13 protein-coding genes and 1 pseudogene are annotated in these 15,799 nt (G+C 71.8%); 6 read left to right on the plus strand and 8 right to left on the minus strand.

The annotated features are described in order from the left end of the window. Positions 1-75: 75 nt before the first annotated feature. Both P8T65_RS04155 and P8T65_RS04160 read right to left on the minus strand, forming a co-directional pair. Positions 76-1,401, minus strand: a complete 1,326-nt coding sequence (locus P8T65_RS04155) for a sugar ABC transporter substrate-binding protein (protein ID WP_316724041.1) — start codon at positions 1,399-1,401, stop codon at positions 76-78. 275 nt (positions 1,402-1,676) lie between these two features. Further along, complete coding sequence (locus tag P8T65_RS04160) at positions 1,677-2,798, minus strand: ROK family protein (RefSeq protein ID WP_316724043.1); 1,122 nt, start codon at positions 2,796-2,798, stop codon at positions 1,677-1,679. A gap of 244 nt (positions 2,799-3,042) precedes the next feature. Between P8T65_RS04160 and P8T65_RS04165 the strand changes: the two genes are divergently transcribed. Together P8T65_RS04165 and P8T65_RS04170 are read left to right on the plus strand one after the other, a co-directional pair. Further along, a complete protein-coding gene (locus P8T65_RS04165; protein ID WP_316724044.1) occupies positions 3,043-3,957 on the plus strand; it encodes a BadF/BadG/BcrA/BcrD ATPase family protein in 915 nt (304 codons plus the stop codon). A gap of 96 nt (positions 3,958-4,053) precedes the next feature. Continuing rightward, a complete protein-coding gene (locus P8T65_RS04170; protein WP_316724045.1) occupies positions 4,054-5,964 on the plus strand; it encodes a phosphatase PAP2 family protein in 1,911 nt (636 codons plus the stop codon). A 79-nt stretch (positions 5,965-6,043) separates the two neighbouring features. Here the strand turns inward: P8T65_RS04170 and P8T65_RS04175 are convergent, their stop codons facing one another. Both P8T65_RS04175 and P8T65_RS04180 read right to left on the minus strand, forming a co-directional pair. Then, complete coding sequence (locus tag P8T65_RS04175; RefSeq protein ID WP_316724046.1) at positions 6,044-8,434, minus strand: SpoIIE family protein phosphatase; 2,391 nt, start codon at positions 8,432-8,434, stop codon at positions 6,044-6,046. A gap of 411 nt (positions 8,435-8,845) precedes the next feature. Next, complete coding sequence (locus P8T65_RS04180; RefSeq protein ID WP_316724047.1) at positions 8,846-9,640, minus strand: peptidoglycan-binding domain-containing protein; 795 nt, start codon at positions 9,638-9,640, stop codon at positions 8,846-8,848. A gap of 149 nt (positions 9,641-9,789) precedes the next feature. On the opposite strand from P8T65_RS04180, the pseudogene P8T65_RS04185 reads away from it, so the two are divergent. Beyond that, positions 9,790-10,002 (plus strand): annotated as a pseudogene (locus P8T65_RS04185) (response regulator transcription factor); the annotation flags it as partial. Positions 10,003-10,019: 17 nt separating this feature from the next. Here the strand turns inward: P8T65_RS04185 and P8T65_RS04190 are convergent. After that, complete coding sequence (locus tag P8T65_RS04190) at positions 10,020-10,409, minus strand: PPOX class F420-dependent oxidoreductase (RefSeq protein ID WP_316724048.1); 390 nt, start codon at positions 10,407-10,409, stop codon at positions 10,020-10,022. A gap of 94 nt (positions 10,410-10,503) precedes the next feature. After that, positions 10,504-11,139, minus strand: coding sequence for an HAD family acid phosphatase (locus tag P8T65_RS04195; protein WP_316724049.1), 636 nt, complete (start codon positions 11,137-11,139; stop codon positions 10,504-10,506). Between the two features lie 266 nt (positions 11,140-11,405). On the opposite strand from P8T65_RS04195, the gene P8T65_RS04200 reads away from it, so the two are divergent. From P8T65_RS04200 to P8T65_RS04210, 3 genes are all read left to right on the plus strand, one after another. After that, entirely contained in the window at positions 11,406-12,242 is an 837-nt protein-coding gene (locus P8T65_RS04200; protein ID WP_316724050.1) for an SAM-dependent methyltransferase, read from the plus strand. Then, complete coding sequence (locus tag P8T65_RS04205; protein ID WP_316724051.1) at positions 12,242-12,763, plus strand: GNAT family N-acetyltransferase; 522 nt, start codon at positions 12,242-12,244, stop codon at positions 12,761-12,763. The genes P8T65_RS04200 and P8T65_RS04205 overlap by 1 nt, the downstream gene beginning before the upstream one ends. Before the next feature lie 98 nt (positions 12,764-12,861). After that, the gene (locus tag P8T65_RS04210; protein WP_316724052.1) at positions 12,862-14,238 is read left to right on the plus strand and encodes a S1 family peptidase; all 1,377 of its coding nucleotides are present in this window, start codon (positions 12,862-12,864) and stop codon (positions 14,236-14,238) included. Between the two features lie 113 nt (positions 14,239-14,351). Here the strand turns inward: P8T65_RS04210 and P8T65_RS04215 are convergent, their stop codons facing one another. After that, positions 14,352-14,534, minus strand: coding sequence for a hypothetical protein (locus P8T65_RS04215; RefSeq protein WP_316724053.1), 183 nt, complete (start codon positions 14,532-14,534; stop codon positions 14,352-14,354). A 78-nt stretch (positions 14,535-14,612) separates the two neighbouring features. After that, on the minus strand, positions 14,613-15,773 hold the full coding sequence (locus tag P8T65_RS04220; RefSeq protein WP_316724054.1) for an ROK family transcriptional regulator: 1,161 nt from the start codon (positions 15,771-15,773) through the stop codon (positions 14,613-14,615). Between the last annotated feature and the right edge of the window lie 26 nt (positions 15,774-15,799).

A 15,799-nucleotide genomic window follows, 5' to 3' on the forward strand; every position in this document is an offset into this window, starting at 1 on the left:
GAGCCCGGCATCACGCGGGCCCGGGGCCCGGGCGGCGGCGTCTCGAACCCGCCGCCCGGGACTGTCGGCCTACGCTCAGCCGCCGACCTGCTGGTTGTAGCCCGCCACGATGTTCTCCAGGGCCTTGTCCGACGACTGCTGGCCGTTGATCGCCTTGCCGAGCTCCGTCTTGGTCGGGTCCTCGGCGAGGCTCTTGCCCTTCAGCACCCAGTTCGTCTGCGCGCTGTTGAAGTAGCCGGAGATCGGGTCGTAGAGCGGGATGGACTCGTTGTAGAGCTTGAACGCCGCCTGTGCCGCCTCGGACTTGAAGGGGTACTTCGGGTTCAGACCGCTCTCGACCGGCAGGAAGCCGGAGGTCTCGCACAGCGTCCTGTAGTGGTCGGGCTCGTACAGCCAGGACAGGAACTTCTTCGCGGCGCCGGCCGCGTCGGCGTTGTTGTTGAAGCCGACCGTCATGCCGCCGCTGTTGACGTCACTGGCCTGCACCGGCTGGGCGGGGGTCGGGACGCTCGCCCACTCGAACTTGGTGATGCTCTCCGAGTAGGCGGCGACCTGCCACACGCCGGACCAGTAGGCGACGACGTCACCGCTCTGGAACATGGCCGACGGGTCGGCGCCGCTGGTCCACACCGACTTCGGCATGGTCTTGTCGTCGTTCCAGCCGACGAAGGTCTTCACGGCCTTCTTGGTCGCGTCGTCCACCGAGAACTTGCCGGAGTCGTCGGCGTGGACGTACTTGCCGCCCATCTCGTAGACCATGGCGCGCAGCCGGGACGGCGACGGGTCGAAGGTCAGGGAGTACTTGGCCTTGGTCTTCTCCTGGACCTCGTTCGCCGCCTTGATGAACTCGTCCCAGGTCCAGGTCTTGTCGGGGGAGGTCGGGTAGTCGACGCCGGCCTTCTCGAAGAGCGACTTGTTGATGAACATGCCGGACGCGGTGACGTCCGAGGGGATGGACAGCACCTTCCCGGACGAGTCCTTGGCCAGGAAGTTGGCGTTGATCTTGTTCGCCTTGTTGTCGGCGATGTCGCTGAGGTCGATCAGCTTGTTCGACCAGATCGGGTCGAGCGCCGGCACGGCCGCCACGTCGGGGAGCGAGTTGGCCTGCGCGGAGTTGCGCAGCTTCGTCGTGTAGCCCTCGTAGGGGATGTTGACGAGCTTGACCTTGACGCCGGTCTCCTTCTCGTACTGCGCCACCATCTTCTTCCAGCCCGCGTCCTGCCCCGGAACCGTGGAGATCCAGAACGTCAGCGACTTGGAGGTACCGCCCGAGTCGGACTCCCCTCCTCCACAGGCGGAGAGCAACAGTGCGGCCGCCGAGACTCCGGCAGCGAGGGGAACCAGGCGGCGCGTACCGCCGCGGCCGAGTCGGCTGGAGCGCCGCACACCCACAGTGGTCATCTTCGATCCCTTGTTTCGTCGTATGGGGACAGAGCACGGCGCCGACCGAGGCGGCACGGGTGCAGTTTGCAGAAAACGTCGCTCTCCGGGCGCGGCCTCGCCCGGCCGCGTCTCACGCGGGGCGGGCTCCCCAGCCGTTCTGGCTGTCACCGCACGGGCACGCCCTCGTGCGGTTGCCGTACGTCGCGTACGGGCGGGATGGCTCGCCCCAAGTCGGCGTCCCGGCCGACTTAGAAAGCGCTTGTCCGGACATTGGCAGATGCCGGTGGAGTCCGTCAATGCTTCACCCCCGAGCCTCCGGTCACGGTTTGGATTCCCCGGGCCACGGCCAGGCGGCTGGCCCCCACCACGGTGCCGCTGTCGCCGAGCGCACTGCTCACGACCTCGGTGGGCCAGCTCAGGCGGGCGAGCTCCGCCCGTACGCCGGGCAGCAGGCGGGCCTTGGAGCCGACGGCGCCGCCCAGCACGATCAGGCCGGGGTCCAGCACGGCGGTCGCCGCGGCGGCCAGTCGGCCCACGTCGGCGGCGTGCCGGCCGACGACGGCGCGGGCCGTGGTGTGTCCCGCGTCGGCCAGCGCGAACAGCCCGTCGACGGTGTCGGGGCACACGCCGTCCACGCCCCGCCAGGCGTCCGCCGCCCGCCGCAGCAGGGAACCCGCTCCTATGTGCGCCTCCAGGCCCTCGTGGCGGGGCTCCCGGTCCGCGTCCCACGGGTAGGGCAGCCGGGCCACCTCGCCCGCGGCGCCGTTCGCGCCGCGCAGCACCTGGCCGCCGATGACGACACCGAGACCGATGCCGACGCCGATCCGCAGATAGCCGAAGGTGTCCCGACCCCGGGCCGCGCCTTCGTGCAGCTCGGCGAGGGCGGCGCAGTTCACGTTGTTCTCGACGTGCACGGGCACGCCGGGCGGGAGGGCCACCGTCAGGGCATCGAAGATGGGGCCCGCCTTGGCGGTCGCGGGCCGCACGGCCGTGCCCTCCCGGCCCTGGGTGGTGACGTCGCCGACGGCGACCACGATGGCCCGCAGCGGCGCCCCGGCCGACAGCCGCCCCAGGGCCTTGGCGACGACGTCGACGGTGTCCGCCCGCGGTCCGGTGCCCTCGGCGAGCAGGGCACCGTCCAGGGCGCAGACCCGCACCCTGGTGACGCTCGGGCCGAGGTCGACGGCGAGGACCGCGCCGGCGGCGATCCCCAGGTCATAAACGGCCGCTGACCTGCCCGTTCCGCCCGTGAGGGTGCCGGAGCGCGCGGCGAGCCCGGCGGCCTCCAGCTCGGCCACGGCGGTGGAGACGGTCGGCTTGGAAAGGCGCGCCCCGGTGGCCAGTTGGGGTCGGGTGGCGGTGCTCGACGCGGCCAGTACGGCGAAGACGGCGCGCGCGCTCTCGCTCAGTTGCATGGTCTCCCCAGTCGTGCCGCGATCATCCGGCCGCACGGTTGTGCGGTATCCGTCGTCCTCACCCTTGACGCACCCTTATTCGTTAGTTAATTTCCTAACGAAGTCAAGCGGTACTCGCCTACCGCACCGTCAGAGGCCCGTCCCGGGGCTTCCCGAGCACCCCCCACAGACCCTGTGTGTCCAGGCACGGTTTCGCCCAGCCGTCGCTGCGCCCATCGCAACGCAACGACGAAAGAGGCCTCACGTGCCGGACTCAAGGCCCGTCGCGGTCGGTATCGACGTGGGCGGCACCAAGACCCATCTCCGTGCTGTCACGGGGACGGACCCGGTCGCCGACCACATCCGCACCAGCCGTGGCTGGCGGCCGCACGACCGGGCGGCCGCGGCCGCATGGCTGGCCACGCTGGTCGGGGAGGTGCTGCCCGCGCACACTCCTCCGTCCGCCGTGGCCGTCGGCGCCCATGCCTGCGAGACGCCCCGGCAGTGCGAGGAGATACGTCTCGCCCTCCAGGAACGGCTTCAGGTGCCGTGCCTGGTGGTGGGCGACGCCGAGCTGCTGGCTCCGGCCGCCGGTTTCGACAAAGGGGTGGGACTGGTCGCGGGCACCGGTTCGGTGGCCGTCGGCCGGTCCGCCGACGGTACGGCGGTGCAGGTCGGCGGCTGGGGCGCGGTTCTCGGTGACGAGGGCGGCGCCGCCGGTCTGGTCCGGGAGGCATGCCGTGCCGTCTGGGCCGCGCACGACCGGGGCGAGGCACCCGACGCGCTCGCCGACCGGCTCGTCGCCTCCTTCGGGGTGAGCGAGGTGCCGGCGCTCGGCGGGGCCCTGGAGGCCGCCACAGCGATGTCCGCCGACTGGGGCCGGCACGCTCCCGAGGTGTTCGAGGCCGACGAGGAGGGCTCGGAACTCGCCCGCCGGGTGATCTTGGACGGGGGCCGCGCGCTCGCCTCGCTCGTGGCGCGGCTCGACACCCGCCGGGTCCCCGTCGACGACGTGGTGGTGGCCGGCGGGACGATCCTGTCCCGGCCCGCCCTGTACGCGGCATTCGCCGAAGCCCTCGCCGAGGCTGTACCGTCCGCGCGACCGCATGTGCTCCAAGTGCCCCCGGTCGAAGGGGCGTTGGCGCTTGCACGTACTCTCCTCCGACCGGCCACCGGCTGATCACCGCCCGGTCGTCGACCGGGCATGGACCGGTCATCCGTCAGTTCCACGCTCAGCCCGCACCCGACCAACCCACCGCGAAAGGAGCGGCGCTCCATGCCGTCATCTGCCGGGCACCACACCCTCAACCGCCGTGTCTTCCTCCGGAACTCCCTCGGCGTCTCGGCCGGCCTGATCGCCGCTCCGACCGTCGCGAACCTCTGGCAGGCGCCCGAGGCCAAGGCCGCCACCGCGTTCGCGGCGTTCGTCGACGACTACACCACCAACGTCACGGCGAACCGGACCCCCGAGACCAACGCCGTGGTCCGGGCGCTCGGCGGCTTCGCCTTGATCTGGAAGACCGGCGACGCCTGGAACACCGGCACCCCGCTGCTGCCGGAGATCCTGCGTGCCAACATGCGCTACTGCGCGCGCCTGACCGGCCGCCGCACCCAGGCGCAGGCCCGCGAGGCGTTCATCACCGACCGGCAGCACCAGAGCTACTCGGTGATCAGCGGTCTCGGCCCGCTGGCCGACCTGTACAAGGCCGGGGCCATGGCGGTCACCTCGATCACCTCCGCCCCCGACGGCACCCCGTCCGGCAAGATCAGCGACTCCGTCCCCGCCGACGCGCCCGCCGGATCCGCGAACGGCGCGGGCTCGACCACTTCGCGGCTCGGCAAGGTGGCCGAACTCGTCAACACCGTGCGCGGGCCGTTCGCGTCCAGCAACCCCGCGAAGTTCTCCTACCAGTACCCGCGCCCCTGGCGGATGAACGAGAACAGCGAGGTCGTCGACACCGGCGCGATCGACGAGTTCGGGTACCCGGTGTACGACTCCGCCGTGATCGTCGCCCCGCAACTGCTGCGGCAGCGCGGCGAGAACCCGGCCGAGGACGGCGGCTTCCCCAGCGGCCACACCAACGCGCTGCACCTGGCGGCCCTGGCCTACGCGTACGCCGTCCCCGAGCGCTTCCAGGAGATGGTGACCCGCGCCTTCGAGGCGAGCCACGACCGGATCATCTCCGGCATGCACTCCGCGGTCGACGTCCTCGGCGGTCGCGTCATGGCCACGGCCCTGGCCGCCGCGGCGCTCGCCGACCCGAAGAACGCCGAGCTCAAGGCCGCCGCGCGACGGCAGGCCGCCGAGTACTTCCAGGCCGAGACCGGCACGACGGCCGACACGCTGTACGCGTACGCGCACTCCGCGGGCAGCGACACGGACCCGTACTCCGACCGCTGTGCCAACGCGCGGCTGGTCGAGCCGAAGCTGACGTACGTGCTGACCCGGCGCGGGCGTTCCGAGGACCTGACCGTGCCCAAGGGCGCCGAGGTCCTGCTGGAGACACGGCTGCCGTACCTCGACGCGGCGCAGCGGCGCGAGGTGCTGCGCACGACCGCGCTGCCGTCGGGCTATGTGCTGCTGGACGGCTGGGAGCAGTGGGGCCGGCTCAACCTGTTCGCGGCGGCGGACGGCTACGGCGCCTTCGACTCGGAGGTCACCGTCACGCTGGACGCCGCGCTCGGCGGTTTCGCCGCGGCGGACACCTGGCGCAACGACATCGACGGTGCGGGCGGGCTCGTCAAGAAGGGCAGCGGCACGCTCACCCTGTCCGGGGCCAACCGGTACACGGGCGGCACGGTCGTGGAGGCCGGTGTCCTCGCGGCGGGCTCGAAGGAGGCGTTCGGGCGCGGTGACGTCCGGGTGAAGGGCGGCACGCTGGCCACCGGCGACCGCACCGTGCGGGTGCGCGGCGGCTACGCGCAGGCCGGTGTCCTCGACGTGACGCTGGACCGGGGCACCGGCGCCGCCCTCGTGGTCGACGGGCGCGCGGTCCTGGAGCGGGGCAGCAAGCTGGTGGTCCGCTTCGACGCGCAGCAGGCGCCGCGTTCCGGCAGCACGGTCGCGGTCGTCGCGGCGCGGTCCCTGCAGGGCCGGTTCGCAGAGGTCTCCGTGGCCGTCGAGGGCTGGACGGCTGAGCAGGTCTTCACCGCGCACGGGGTGTCGGTGCGTCTGCGGAAGAAGTAACTCCCGGAGGGAGCAGAGCTGTCGGGGGTGGCGTGCGCCGCCCTGACAGCCGTTTCCGGCCCTCCGACCTTCCGGCCCTCTACAGGCTCGGCGGCAGCGCCTGCTCGGCCCAGATGGTCTTGCCCGCCCCGCTCGGGCGGCTGCCCCAGCGGTCGGTGAGCTGGGCGACCAGGAGCAGACCGCGGCCTCCCTCGTCGAGGCTGCGGGCCCGGCGCAGATGGGGCGAGGTGCTGCTGGCGTCGGAGACCTCACAGATGAGGGTGCGGTCGCGGATCAGGCGCAGCTGGATGGGGGCGCCGCCGTAGCGGATGGCGTTGGTGACGAGTTCGCTGACCACGAGTTCGGTGACGAACGCGGCCTCCTCCAGGCCCCAGCCCTTCAGCTGGTCGGTGGCGAGCTTGCGCGCGCCCGCGACCAGCGCCGGGTCGTCGGTGAGGTTCCAGACGGCGACCTGTTCCGCGTCGAGGGCGCGGGTGCGGGCGAGCAGCAGCGCCACGTCGTCGGCCGGGACCTCGGGCAGCAGTGCCTTCAGCACGGTGTCGCAGGCGCGCTCCAGGCCGTCGACCGGCCCTTCGAGCGCGGCGCACAGGGCGGCGGTGCCCGTGTCGACGTCACGGTCCCGGGCCTCGACCAGACCGTCGGTGTACAGGGCGAGGACCGAGCCCTCGGGCAGTTGGAGCTCCGTGGTCTCGAACGGGAGGCCGCCGACGCCGAGCATCGGCCCGGCCGCCACCTCGACGACCTGGACGCTGCCGTCGGGCCGCACCACGACGGGCGGGAGGTGTCCGGCCGAGGCGATCGAACAGCTGCGGTCCACCGGGTCGTAGACCGCGTACAGACAGGTCGCGCCGATCTCCCTCTCCCCTGTGCCGTCGCCGGCCGCGAGGTGTTCGACCAGGTCGTCCAGGTGGGTGAGGAGTTCGTCGGGCGGCAGGTCGACGTCGGCGAGCGTCCACACGGCGGTGCGCAGTCGGCCCATGGTGACGGAGGCGTGGATGCCGTGGCCGACCACGTCGCCGACGACCAGTGCCACCCGGGTCCCGGACAGCGGGATCACGTCGAACCAGTCACCGCCCACCCCGGCCTGCGACAGCGCCGGCAGATAGCGGGAGGCGAACTCGACGGCCGCCTGCCCGGCGACCGTCTTCGGCAGCAGGCTGCGCTGGAGCGCCAGTGCCGTACTGCGTTCCCGGGTGTAGCGGCGGGCGTTGTCGACGCAGACGGCCGCACGGCTGGAGAGCTCCTCGGCCAGGGACACGTCGTCCTGGTCGAAGGCGTCGGGGCGCTCGGGGGTGAGGGTCCGTACGAGGACGGCGACACCGAGGGTCATGCCGCGCGCGACCAGCGGTACGGCCATCAGGGAGAGGTCCGGGGCCTCGGCCTCCTGGAGTTTGGCGGTGCGGGCGCCGTGCCGGGCGAACCAGGAGTCGAGGTCCGCCTCGCCGGTGCGGGTGAGCACGGGCTCACCGCTGAGCAGAGCCCGGGCGGGTGGGGAGAAGGGCGGGTAGACGTCGGCGGCGCCGAGTTCGATGGCCGCCTCCGGCACACCGGGCGTACCGGAGTGGTGTGCGGCCCTGCGCAGCCGCACACCGTCGTCGACGGGGCCCATCTCGGGTTCCTCGCCCTGGAGGACGGACTCCAGGAGGTCGACGCTGGCGAAGTCGGCGAGCCGGGGGACGATCAGCTCGGCGAGTTCACGCGCGGTCTGGACGACGTCCAGCTTGGTGCCGATGGAGGCGCCGGCCTCGTTGAGCAGGGCCAGGCGCCGGCGGGCAGCGAACTGCTCGCTGCTGTCGAAGGCGGCGAGCGCGGTGCCGATCAGCTCCCCGGAGGCGGCGCGCACCGGCCACATCTGGGAGGTCCACGCGTGCATCCGGCGACCGGAGGGCGAACGGGTCCAGCTCTCGTAACGGACCGGCTGCCCGGTCTCCACGACGATCTCCAGATGGCGCAGAAAGCCCTGGTGGGGCTCGACGTCCTCGACGGTGTCGGGGAAGTACTGGTGCCGGAACTCCTCCTCGGGCCGGCCCATGACCTTGCACGCCCAGTCGTTCATCCGCAGATAGCGCTGCCCGGTGTCGAAGACGGACATGGACATCGAGGCCTGGGTGAAGGCCAGCTCGCCGAGGCCCCGCTCGGTCGGGTCGGGCGCGGCCTGGAGGACGAACCGCCGCCGCTCCCCCTTCGCGCCCCGCACCGGGCAGATCCGCACCGCGACCTTCTGCCGACGTCCGTCCCGGTAGCGCAGGTCCACCACCGCGTCGCCGTGCGTCAGCAGCGTCCGCCAGACCGCGGCCGGGTCCCCGTCCACCAGGTCGGCCGCCGGCCTGCCGGTCACCTCCTCGGCGCTGTACCCGGTGAGCCGTCGGGCGCCTTCGCTCCACCCCGCGACGAGGCCGCGCGCGTCGACCACCGCCATCGCCTCACCGGCCGTGGCAGCCCGCGACGCGCCGGACGCCTTCGTCACCATATGGCCAGGATGGTCCGTCCAGGGCGGGGCAACAACCCGGGTGCGCCCGTGACGCACCGGTGTCGCGGCCCCGCCCGGGCGGCTAGGCCCTGGCGTCACATTCCCGTCTGCCCCGCGGCGCCCTGCACGTGCTCTCGACGCACCGGGCACCGACCCGAGTACGTCCGGTACGCGAGTCAGTGCCCGGCACGCCGAGAGCACGCTCCCCCGGTCTCGGCTGCGCTCGACCGGGAGGTGCCCCCACGACGCCGCGGGGCCGCCCTTCGGGCGACGACGGGAATGCGACGACAGGGCCTAGAAGCGTCCTGAAGATCTTGAAAATGCGCCCGGCTTGCCCTACTTGATGGCGATTGACATTTACCGGCAATCCAGGGCGAGTCGGGCGGCCAGAGCAAGATCTTCAGCGGTCTCCTAGAGCACGGTGCGGGATTCGAGGTCCTTGCGGGTGTCGTTGCCGTAGACGCCGGTCTCGTCGCCCCGGATGCCGTACCAGAGCTGGAAACGCGCCACCGCTTCCTTCAGGACGACGTCGTACCGGCCCGAGGTGGAGCCGTTGTCGTACACGTTCGGGATACGGAGCAGCCGTTGCTGGAGTTCGGAGACCTCGGGGCCGCTGTCGCCCTCGCGGAGGGTGCCGGGGCCGTCCGGGTCGGCGCCGTCGTCCGGGGCGGGCGCCGAGGTCGCGGGGGCCGACGGGGTCGGGGTCGGGGTGACGACGCGTGCCTCCTTCTCCGTGCCGCCGCCGGGCAGGAGCAGTGCGGCGCCGAAGCCCAGCAGGGCGGCCGCGCCGACGCCGACGACCACGGCGGCGCGCTTGAGGCCCGGCCCGTCGCCGGGGGCCGGCCGACGCCGCTGCCGTCGCCGGTGTCCCTCGTCGCGCGGAACCGCGTCCGAGCCGAAGTCCTCGCCGACCATGACCGGGGGGAGTTCCTCGGTCTCGTACTCCGTCCGGGGCAGGATGCGCTCGGGGGCGGGCTCCGTCGCGGCCGCGGGGGTCGGTGCCGACGGCGGCGGTGTCGGCACCGATGCCGGGGTGGGGGGTACGACGACGGACTCGTACTCGTCGTCGGGCGCGGGTGTCCCCTTGTACTGTTCGAACTCACGCAGCAGCTCGGCCAGGGCCTCGGTCCTGCGCCGGCGCATGACGTAGGTCGGCTCGATCGTGGGACGCTTCGCCGTCCGGCCCGGTTCGGGCGGTTTCGACACGCTCTTCTCCTTCCGTGCACGCGGTCTCCCGCCATCCCCGAGAGGAGATACGGGCAGCCGGGCCGGGAGGTTCAGCGCAGGGGGCGGCTGCGGGGGGCGATCGGGAGCACGGCGACGACGTCCCAGCCGGGGCCGTGCTCCCGCGCCCGCAGGAGGCGTTGACGGACCGCGAGCTCGACGTCGTCCGTCTGGTCGCGCTGGGGCACACCAACGCGGAGATCGCCGCCTCGATGTTCGTGTCCCTCTCCACGGTCAAGACCCACCTCGGCAGCATCCAGCTCAAGCTCGCGGCCCGGAACCGGGTCGAGATCGCGGCGTGGGCGTGGGCGTGGCGGACGGGGCACGCGGGCGACGGCGCGTGAGGGTCACCGCGTGAGGATCACGTCGTGAGGGTGATACGGATGCCGATCGTGCCGTCGGCGCCGCGGCGCAGTCGGCTGCCTAGGAGGGTGAGCCGGCCGAGGACCCCGTACTTGCGGGCGATCAGCCGCCGGTAGGCGGCGGAGCCGGCCGCGTCCAGGATGTCGGCGCGGGCGGGGACGGAGTCGCCGGTGGGGTTGCCGCGCACGTCGCAGGGGCCGACGAGGACGTCGGCGCGGTTGCGGATGCGTTTGACCTTCCAGGAGTCGGCGACGGTCCAGACTCCGAGGGCGTCGCCGTCCCGTACCACCCACACCGGAGTCGGCACGGTGGAGCCGTTCTTGCGGTAGGTGGTGACCAGCAGGTACTTGCCCGCGCCGAGCGCGTCGAGCGTGGTGTCGTCCGCCATGACAGGAGTCTAGGGCCCCTGCGCGGGGCCCGGGCGCACGACCGCCGGCGGAACCGTGGCGGCCGTACTCCCAGCAACGGACGGTGCGACGGCGTCAGTCCAGCAGGCCGTCGTAGTCGGGGAGCTTGTACGTGCGCTCGGCGTGGCCGCCGACGAGGTCGGTGGTGTTGTTGCCGACGTTGGCGATGATCGTGTACCCGTCGGACTCGATGTCCGCGCGCGAGGCGGTCTTGTAGGCGGAGACCTCGGAGAAGAGATCGGGCAGGTCGCGCACATAGAGCCCGTCGACGGGGTAGCCGACGTTCTTCAGGTTCCACTCGGTGAGGGACTCGATGATGCCGGGGCGGGCGGTGACGAAGAAGACGTCCACCCCACGGGACTTGGCGTACTTGGCCAGCGCCAGGGAGGGCTTCAGCGCCGGGGTCGGCAGCTGGTACCAGGGCGTGTAGTGCGTCTCCAGCGTCGTGTTGTCGATGTCGAAGACGATGGCGAGCCTCTGCCCCGAGGAGTTCGCGGTGCGCTGCTGGATGTAGGGCGTGGCCGTGTCGATGACGGTCTTCACGTCCTTCTGCCAGGTCGCGTAGTCCACTTCGGCGGCCGCGGCCGCGGTGATCGCGGCCGTGCCGGCCGCCGCGGCGGCCGGCACGGCGGCGGTCATCGAGGCGCCCAGGCCCAGGACGGCCACCGTGGCGACCGTGGTGATGCGGCGTCCCACACCGCTTGCTGTCATGTTCGTCCCCTTCTAGTCATGTCAAAGCGGCGAGGTGGTCGGACCCCTCGCCGCAGTCGTCATGGTCATGTCCATCAGTGGCCGGGAGACTACCCAAGAGTTACTGATTAGTAGAGAGGTCGCGACGAACGTTCTTCGACGGGACGAGGCCTGTGGGCCCGGCCGCGGGCCGTGAAGATCGCAGAACGCTCGGCAAACACCAACCGGCGGGTCTACATTGCCCGTTGGACGAGCGCACTTTCACAGAAGATCCAGGAGTTGATGCCGTGACGGACAACCCGGCCACCTCGGACTTCCCCTCCTCGTCGCTGAACCGTCGCATCGTCACCACGCGGCCGAGCGCCGCGCGGATCTGGAACTACTGGCTCGGCGGCAGGGACTACTACGAGGTCGACCGCAAGGCCGGGGACGAGATCCGCCGACTGCATCCGAGCATCCACGACTACGCGCGGGCGGACCGGCGGTTCCTGCGCCGGGCGGTGCGCCATCTCGCCGCCGACCTGGGGATCCGGCAGTTCCTGGACATCGGCGCCGGGCTACCGACCGCGGAGAACACCCACGAGGTCGCCCAGCGCGTCCTCCCGGACGCCCGGATCGTCTACGTCGACAACGACCCGTTGGTCCTGGTGCACGCGCGGGCCCTGCTGACGAGCGCGCCCGAGGGCCGTACGGACCACGTCGACGAGGACGTGCGCAACGTCGACTCGATCCTCGAACACGCCGCGCGGACCCTGGACCTGAGCCGGCCGGTCGCGCTGATGCTGCTCGACGTGATGGCCTTCGTGGCCGACGAGGAGGACCCGCAGGGCATCGTCCGCCGCCTCATGGCCGCGCTGCCCTCCGGCAGCCATCTGATGCTCTCGCACACCGTCACCGACCCGCGGTGGCCCGACGTGGACATCGCGGCGGCCTGGTGGAACGCGCACGGCACCCCGCGGCTGAACCAGCGCACCCCCGCGACAATCGCCCGCTTCTTCGACGGACTCGACCTCCTCGAACCGGGCGTCGTCTCCTGCTCGCGCTGGCGCCCGGAGCCCACCGACGAGGACGCCGGTGAACCGGAGGAAGTGGCCATGTACTGCGGCGTGGGAGGCAAGCCTTGATGGCGACGCACCTGGTCCGGCTCCAACTGGACGTCACCCACTTCGACCTGGCACGTTTCCAGCCGTACGTCGACAAGTGCCGGACCTCCGGCATCCGGCTGACGACCCTCTCCGAACTCGGCGACACCCCGGAGAACCGCCGCGCGTTGTACGGCCTCAACAAGGAGTGCTCGGCCGACATCCCCGAGCGAGGCGCCTTCTTCGCCTACGACGAGTACCACCGACTCCGCTTCGAGGTGCCCTCCTACGACCCGCGCGGTGTCGTGCTGGCCCTCGACGGCGACCGGTGGATCGGCATGGCGGCCACCTCGGACCGCCGCGATTCCGGATACGTGTTCAACGAGATGACCGGCGTGCGGACCGGCCATCGCGGCCGGGGTATCTCGGTGGCCATGAAGACCTTCGGCATCGGGTTCGCCGGGATGTGCGGGGTGAGCACCGTCCGTACGGTCCACCACCCGGCCAACAGCCGTGCGATCGCCATGAACCGGACGTTGGGATACGTCGACGCGAACTGGTGAACATGTGCCGGTCATCGCACGTATGCAAGGAGGGCGCTCAAGGACCGGACGCCCTGGCGGTGTTGACACCGTGTCGGACGGGGTTCGGGAGCCAGGCGATGAGGCACGCACGACGACGAGTCGTGAAGCGGGTGGCGCGGCTGACAGCCGCGGGTGGAGTGATCTGCGGAGCCCTGATGGTCACGCAGGCGGCGATGGCGACCGAACCCGCCGTCACCCCGCCCGCGACCCCCAGCGCGGTGCTGGCCGCGTCCGGCACCGGGAACAGCCTGCTGAGCGAACTCGGCACCGAGCGGACGGCGGGCACCTGGATCGCCGAGGACGGCAGCCCGGTCGTCGCCGTCACCGACGAGAAGGCCGCCGCCGAGGTCGAGCGGGCGGGCGCCCGCCCGAAGATGGTCGAGTACAGCGGCGAGGACCTGAAGTCCGCCACGGAGGCACTGCGTTCGGCGCCCCGGGTGCCGGGCACCTCCTGGGCGATCGCCCCCGCCTCCAACGAGGTGGTGGTGCGCGCCGACAGCACCGTCTCCAAGAAGGACTGGTCGAGCCTGACCGACCTCGCCGAGGAGATCGGCGGTTCCGTACGGATGGAGCGCACCGAGGGCGCGTACACGATGCGGCTCAACGGCGCGCAGCCGATCTTCGGCACCGGCGGCCGCTGCTCGATCGGCTTCAACGTGACCGACGGCGAGAACGACTTCATGCTGACCGCCGGGCACTGCGGCCCCGCGGGTTCCGTCTGGTTCTCGGACGACCAGGGCCGGCAGGAGATCGGCCGGACGACCGAGACCAACTTCCCCGGCGCCGACTACTCGCTCGTCCAGTACCTCCAGGACGCGCCGAGCAACAAGACCAACGTCGTCTCCGTCGGCGACGGCCGCGGTGTGCGCATCACCTCCGTCGGTGACGCTGCGGTCGGCCAGCGGGTCTTCCGCAGCGGCAGCACCAGCGGCTTCCGCAACGGCGAGGTGACCGGCCTCGACGCCACGGTCAACTACCCCGAGGGCACGGTCTCCGGTCTCATCGAGACCACGGTCTGCGCCGAGCCGGGCGACAGTGGGGGCCCGCTCTTCTCGGAGGGCGTGGCGCTCGGGGTGACCTCTGGCGGCAACGGCGACTGCGAGGAGGGCGGCACGACGTTCTTCCAGCCGCTGTCCGACGCCCTCGACGATCTCGGTGTCCAGCTGAACGGTCTGCCGCAGTCCGCCGTCCGGCCGACCGCGGCGGGCGACGGTTCCGAGGAGGATGCCCAGGGTGCCGCCGCCCCGGGCTCCGCCGAACCGGGTGCCGTGGAGTCCGTCGAGTCCATCGAGGCCGCCTCGGACCTCATCGACCGTCTCGTCGACCCCCGCAACGTCGGCCCCGGGCTGCTGGTCATCGCCGGCAGCATGGTCGCCCTGGCGGCCACCCGCTTCATCCGCACGGAACAGGACCGCCAGGCGTACCGCCGCCAGTACTCACGGAGCTGGGGCTAGAAACGCACAGAGCCGGGGCTGGAAACGAGTCGAGCGCGCCCCTTCGAGGGGCGCGCTCCGAAGGGGCGCGGGGAACTGCGCGAGCAGCCCCCCACCGGCCCGCGGCCGACGACCTACGAAGAGGCCGCCCACTCGAGAACCAGACGTTCGTACTCGCTCCGCTGCTCCCTGTTCAACGTCCCACCGCTCCGGAACCAGAGCGCCCGGATCTCCTCGTTGACCTCGGCGGCCGTTCGCGCCGGTACTTCCGCTCTTTCCAGGACGACATCAGGGGTAGTGGACATGGTGTAAACCATATGTCCTCGAACGTGAAGCCGATGTGAGTAAAGGTGCCACTTCCGACATTGCGGACCGTGAAGCTGATCACTCTGCGTTTACGGCTCCACCGTTCCGAGCACGAGCACCTGAATGGCCAGCACGGCCGCCCCCCGGGCCCAGTCGTGGAAGTCGGACACCTTCGTCTCCAGGGGCACGGGCTGGGCCAGCGGATGCCGATGGGCCCGGACCGCCTCGCGCACGCTCTCCCCGGCCACCGCCATCAGCCCCACCCCCTCCCCCGCCAGCAGGATCTTCTGCGGCATCACGAAGTTGGCGATCTGGGCCACCAGGATCCCCAGTGCCCGCCCCGCCTCGCCGACGACCCGCGCGCACATCGGCTCCCCCTCGGCCGCGCCGGCCAGGATCTCCTCGTACGTCACCGCACGTCCGGTCGCCGCTTCCACCTGGTAGCGGATGCTGGGGATGCTCAGTAGCGAGACGGCGCTGCCGCGCTCCCCGTCGGGGGTGAGCGGTCCGGTGGGGTCCACGATCCAGTGGCGGCCGAACCCCCGGTCCTCCTCGGCGCAGGGCACCCGCCGGCCTCCCAGGACCAGCCCGTAGCCGATCCCCGCGCCGATGGTGAGGACGACGAACCGGTCGAGGCCGCGTCCCGCGCCGAACCAGGTCTCGGCCTCGACGAGCGCGGCGACGTCGTTCTCGACGACCACCGGCAGACCGGTGCGCTCCTCGACGAGTTCGGCCAGCGGCACGTCGCGCCACGACAGGAAGGGCGACTCGCCGACCACCGCGCGCCGCCGGACGAGGCCGCCCACCCCGATGCCGATGCCGGCCAACGAGGGGTGCGTACGGGCGAGTTCGGCGGCCATCTCGGCGAGCAGGTCGGCGACCCGCTCCGGCTCGTGCGTGGGGAGCGGACGGTCGTGGCGGGTGACGATCTCGCTGCGCAGCGTGGTGACCACGGCGTACACCATGTCGTCGGTGATCTTGAACCCGACGAAGGAGCGGGATTCGGCGACGACGTCCAGCGGCTGCGAGGGGCGTCCCTGCCGGACCTCGGGGAAGGGGGCGCCCTCGGCGGTCTCGACCAGCAGCCCCGACTCGATCAGCGGCTTGGTCAGCCGGGTGAGGCTCCCCGCGGACAGGCCGAGGCGCCGGGCGAGGTCCGTACGCGAGAGCGGGCCGTGCACGAGCACCTGGATCGCCACGGCGCGTTCTCCGGGACTGAGCGGCGGCCAGCCGGCATCGCGTGCGGTCATGGGGGCCAGACTCCCACACCCTTTTC

This window comes from Streptomyces sp. 11x1, assembly GCF_032598905.1.
GTDB lineage: Bacteria > Actinomycetota > Actinomycetes > Streptomycetales > Streptomycetaceae > Streptomyces.

Excerpts from the sequence above, each read along its gene's own strand:
- P8T65_RS04175 (WP_316724046.1), bottom strand. The coding sequence starts at position 8,434 with ATGGTGACGAAGGCGTCCGGCGCGTCGCGGGCTGCCACGGCCGGTGAG.
- P8T65_RS04210 (WP_316724052.1), top strand. The coding sequence starts at position 12,862 with ATGAGGCACGCACGACGACGAGTCGTGAAGCGGGTGGCGCGGCTGACA.
- P8T65_RS04220 (WP_316724054.1), bottom strand. The coding sequence starts at position 15,773 with ATGACCGCACGCGATGCCGGCTGGCCGCCGCTCAGTCCCGGAGAACGC.
- P8T65_RS04195 (WP_316724049.1), bottom strand. The coding sequence starts at position 11,139 with ATGACAGCAAGCGGTGTGGGACGCCGCATCACCACGGTCGCCACGGTG.
- P8T65_RS04205 (WP_316724051.1), top strand. The coding sequence starts at position 12,242 with ATGGCGACGCACCTGGTCCGGCTCCAACTGGACGTCACCCACTTCGAC.
- P8T65_RS04215 (WP_316724053.1), bottom strand. The coding sequence starts at position 14,534 with ATGGTTTACACCATGTCCACTACCCCTGATGTCGTCCTGGAAAGAGCG.
- P8T65_RS04160 (WP_316724043.1), bottom strand. The coding sequence starts at position 2,798 with ATGCAACTGAGCGAGAGCGCGCGCGCCGTCTTCGCCGTACTGGCCGCG.
- P8T65_RS04170 (WP_316724045.1), top strand. The coding sequence starts at position 4,054 with ATGCCGTCATCTGCCGGGCACCACACCCTCAACCGCCGTGTCTTCCTC.
- P8T65_RS04155 (WP_316724041.1), bottom strand. The coding sequence starts at position 1,401 with ATGACCACTGTGGGTGTGCGGCGCTCCAGCCGACTCGGCCGCGGCGGT.
- P8T65_RS04190 (WP_316724048.1), bottom strand. The coding sequence starts at position 10,409 with ATGGCGGACGACACCACGCTCGACGCGCTCGGCGCGGGCAAGTACCTG.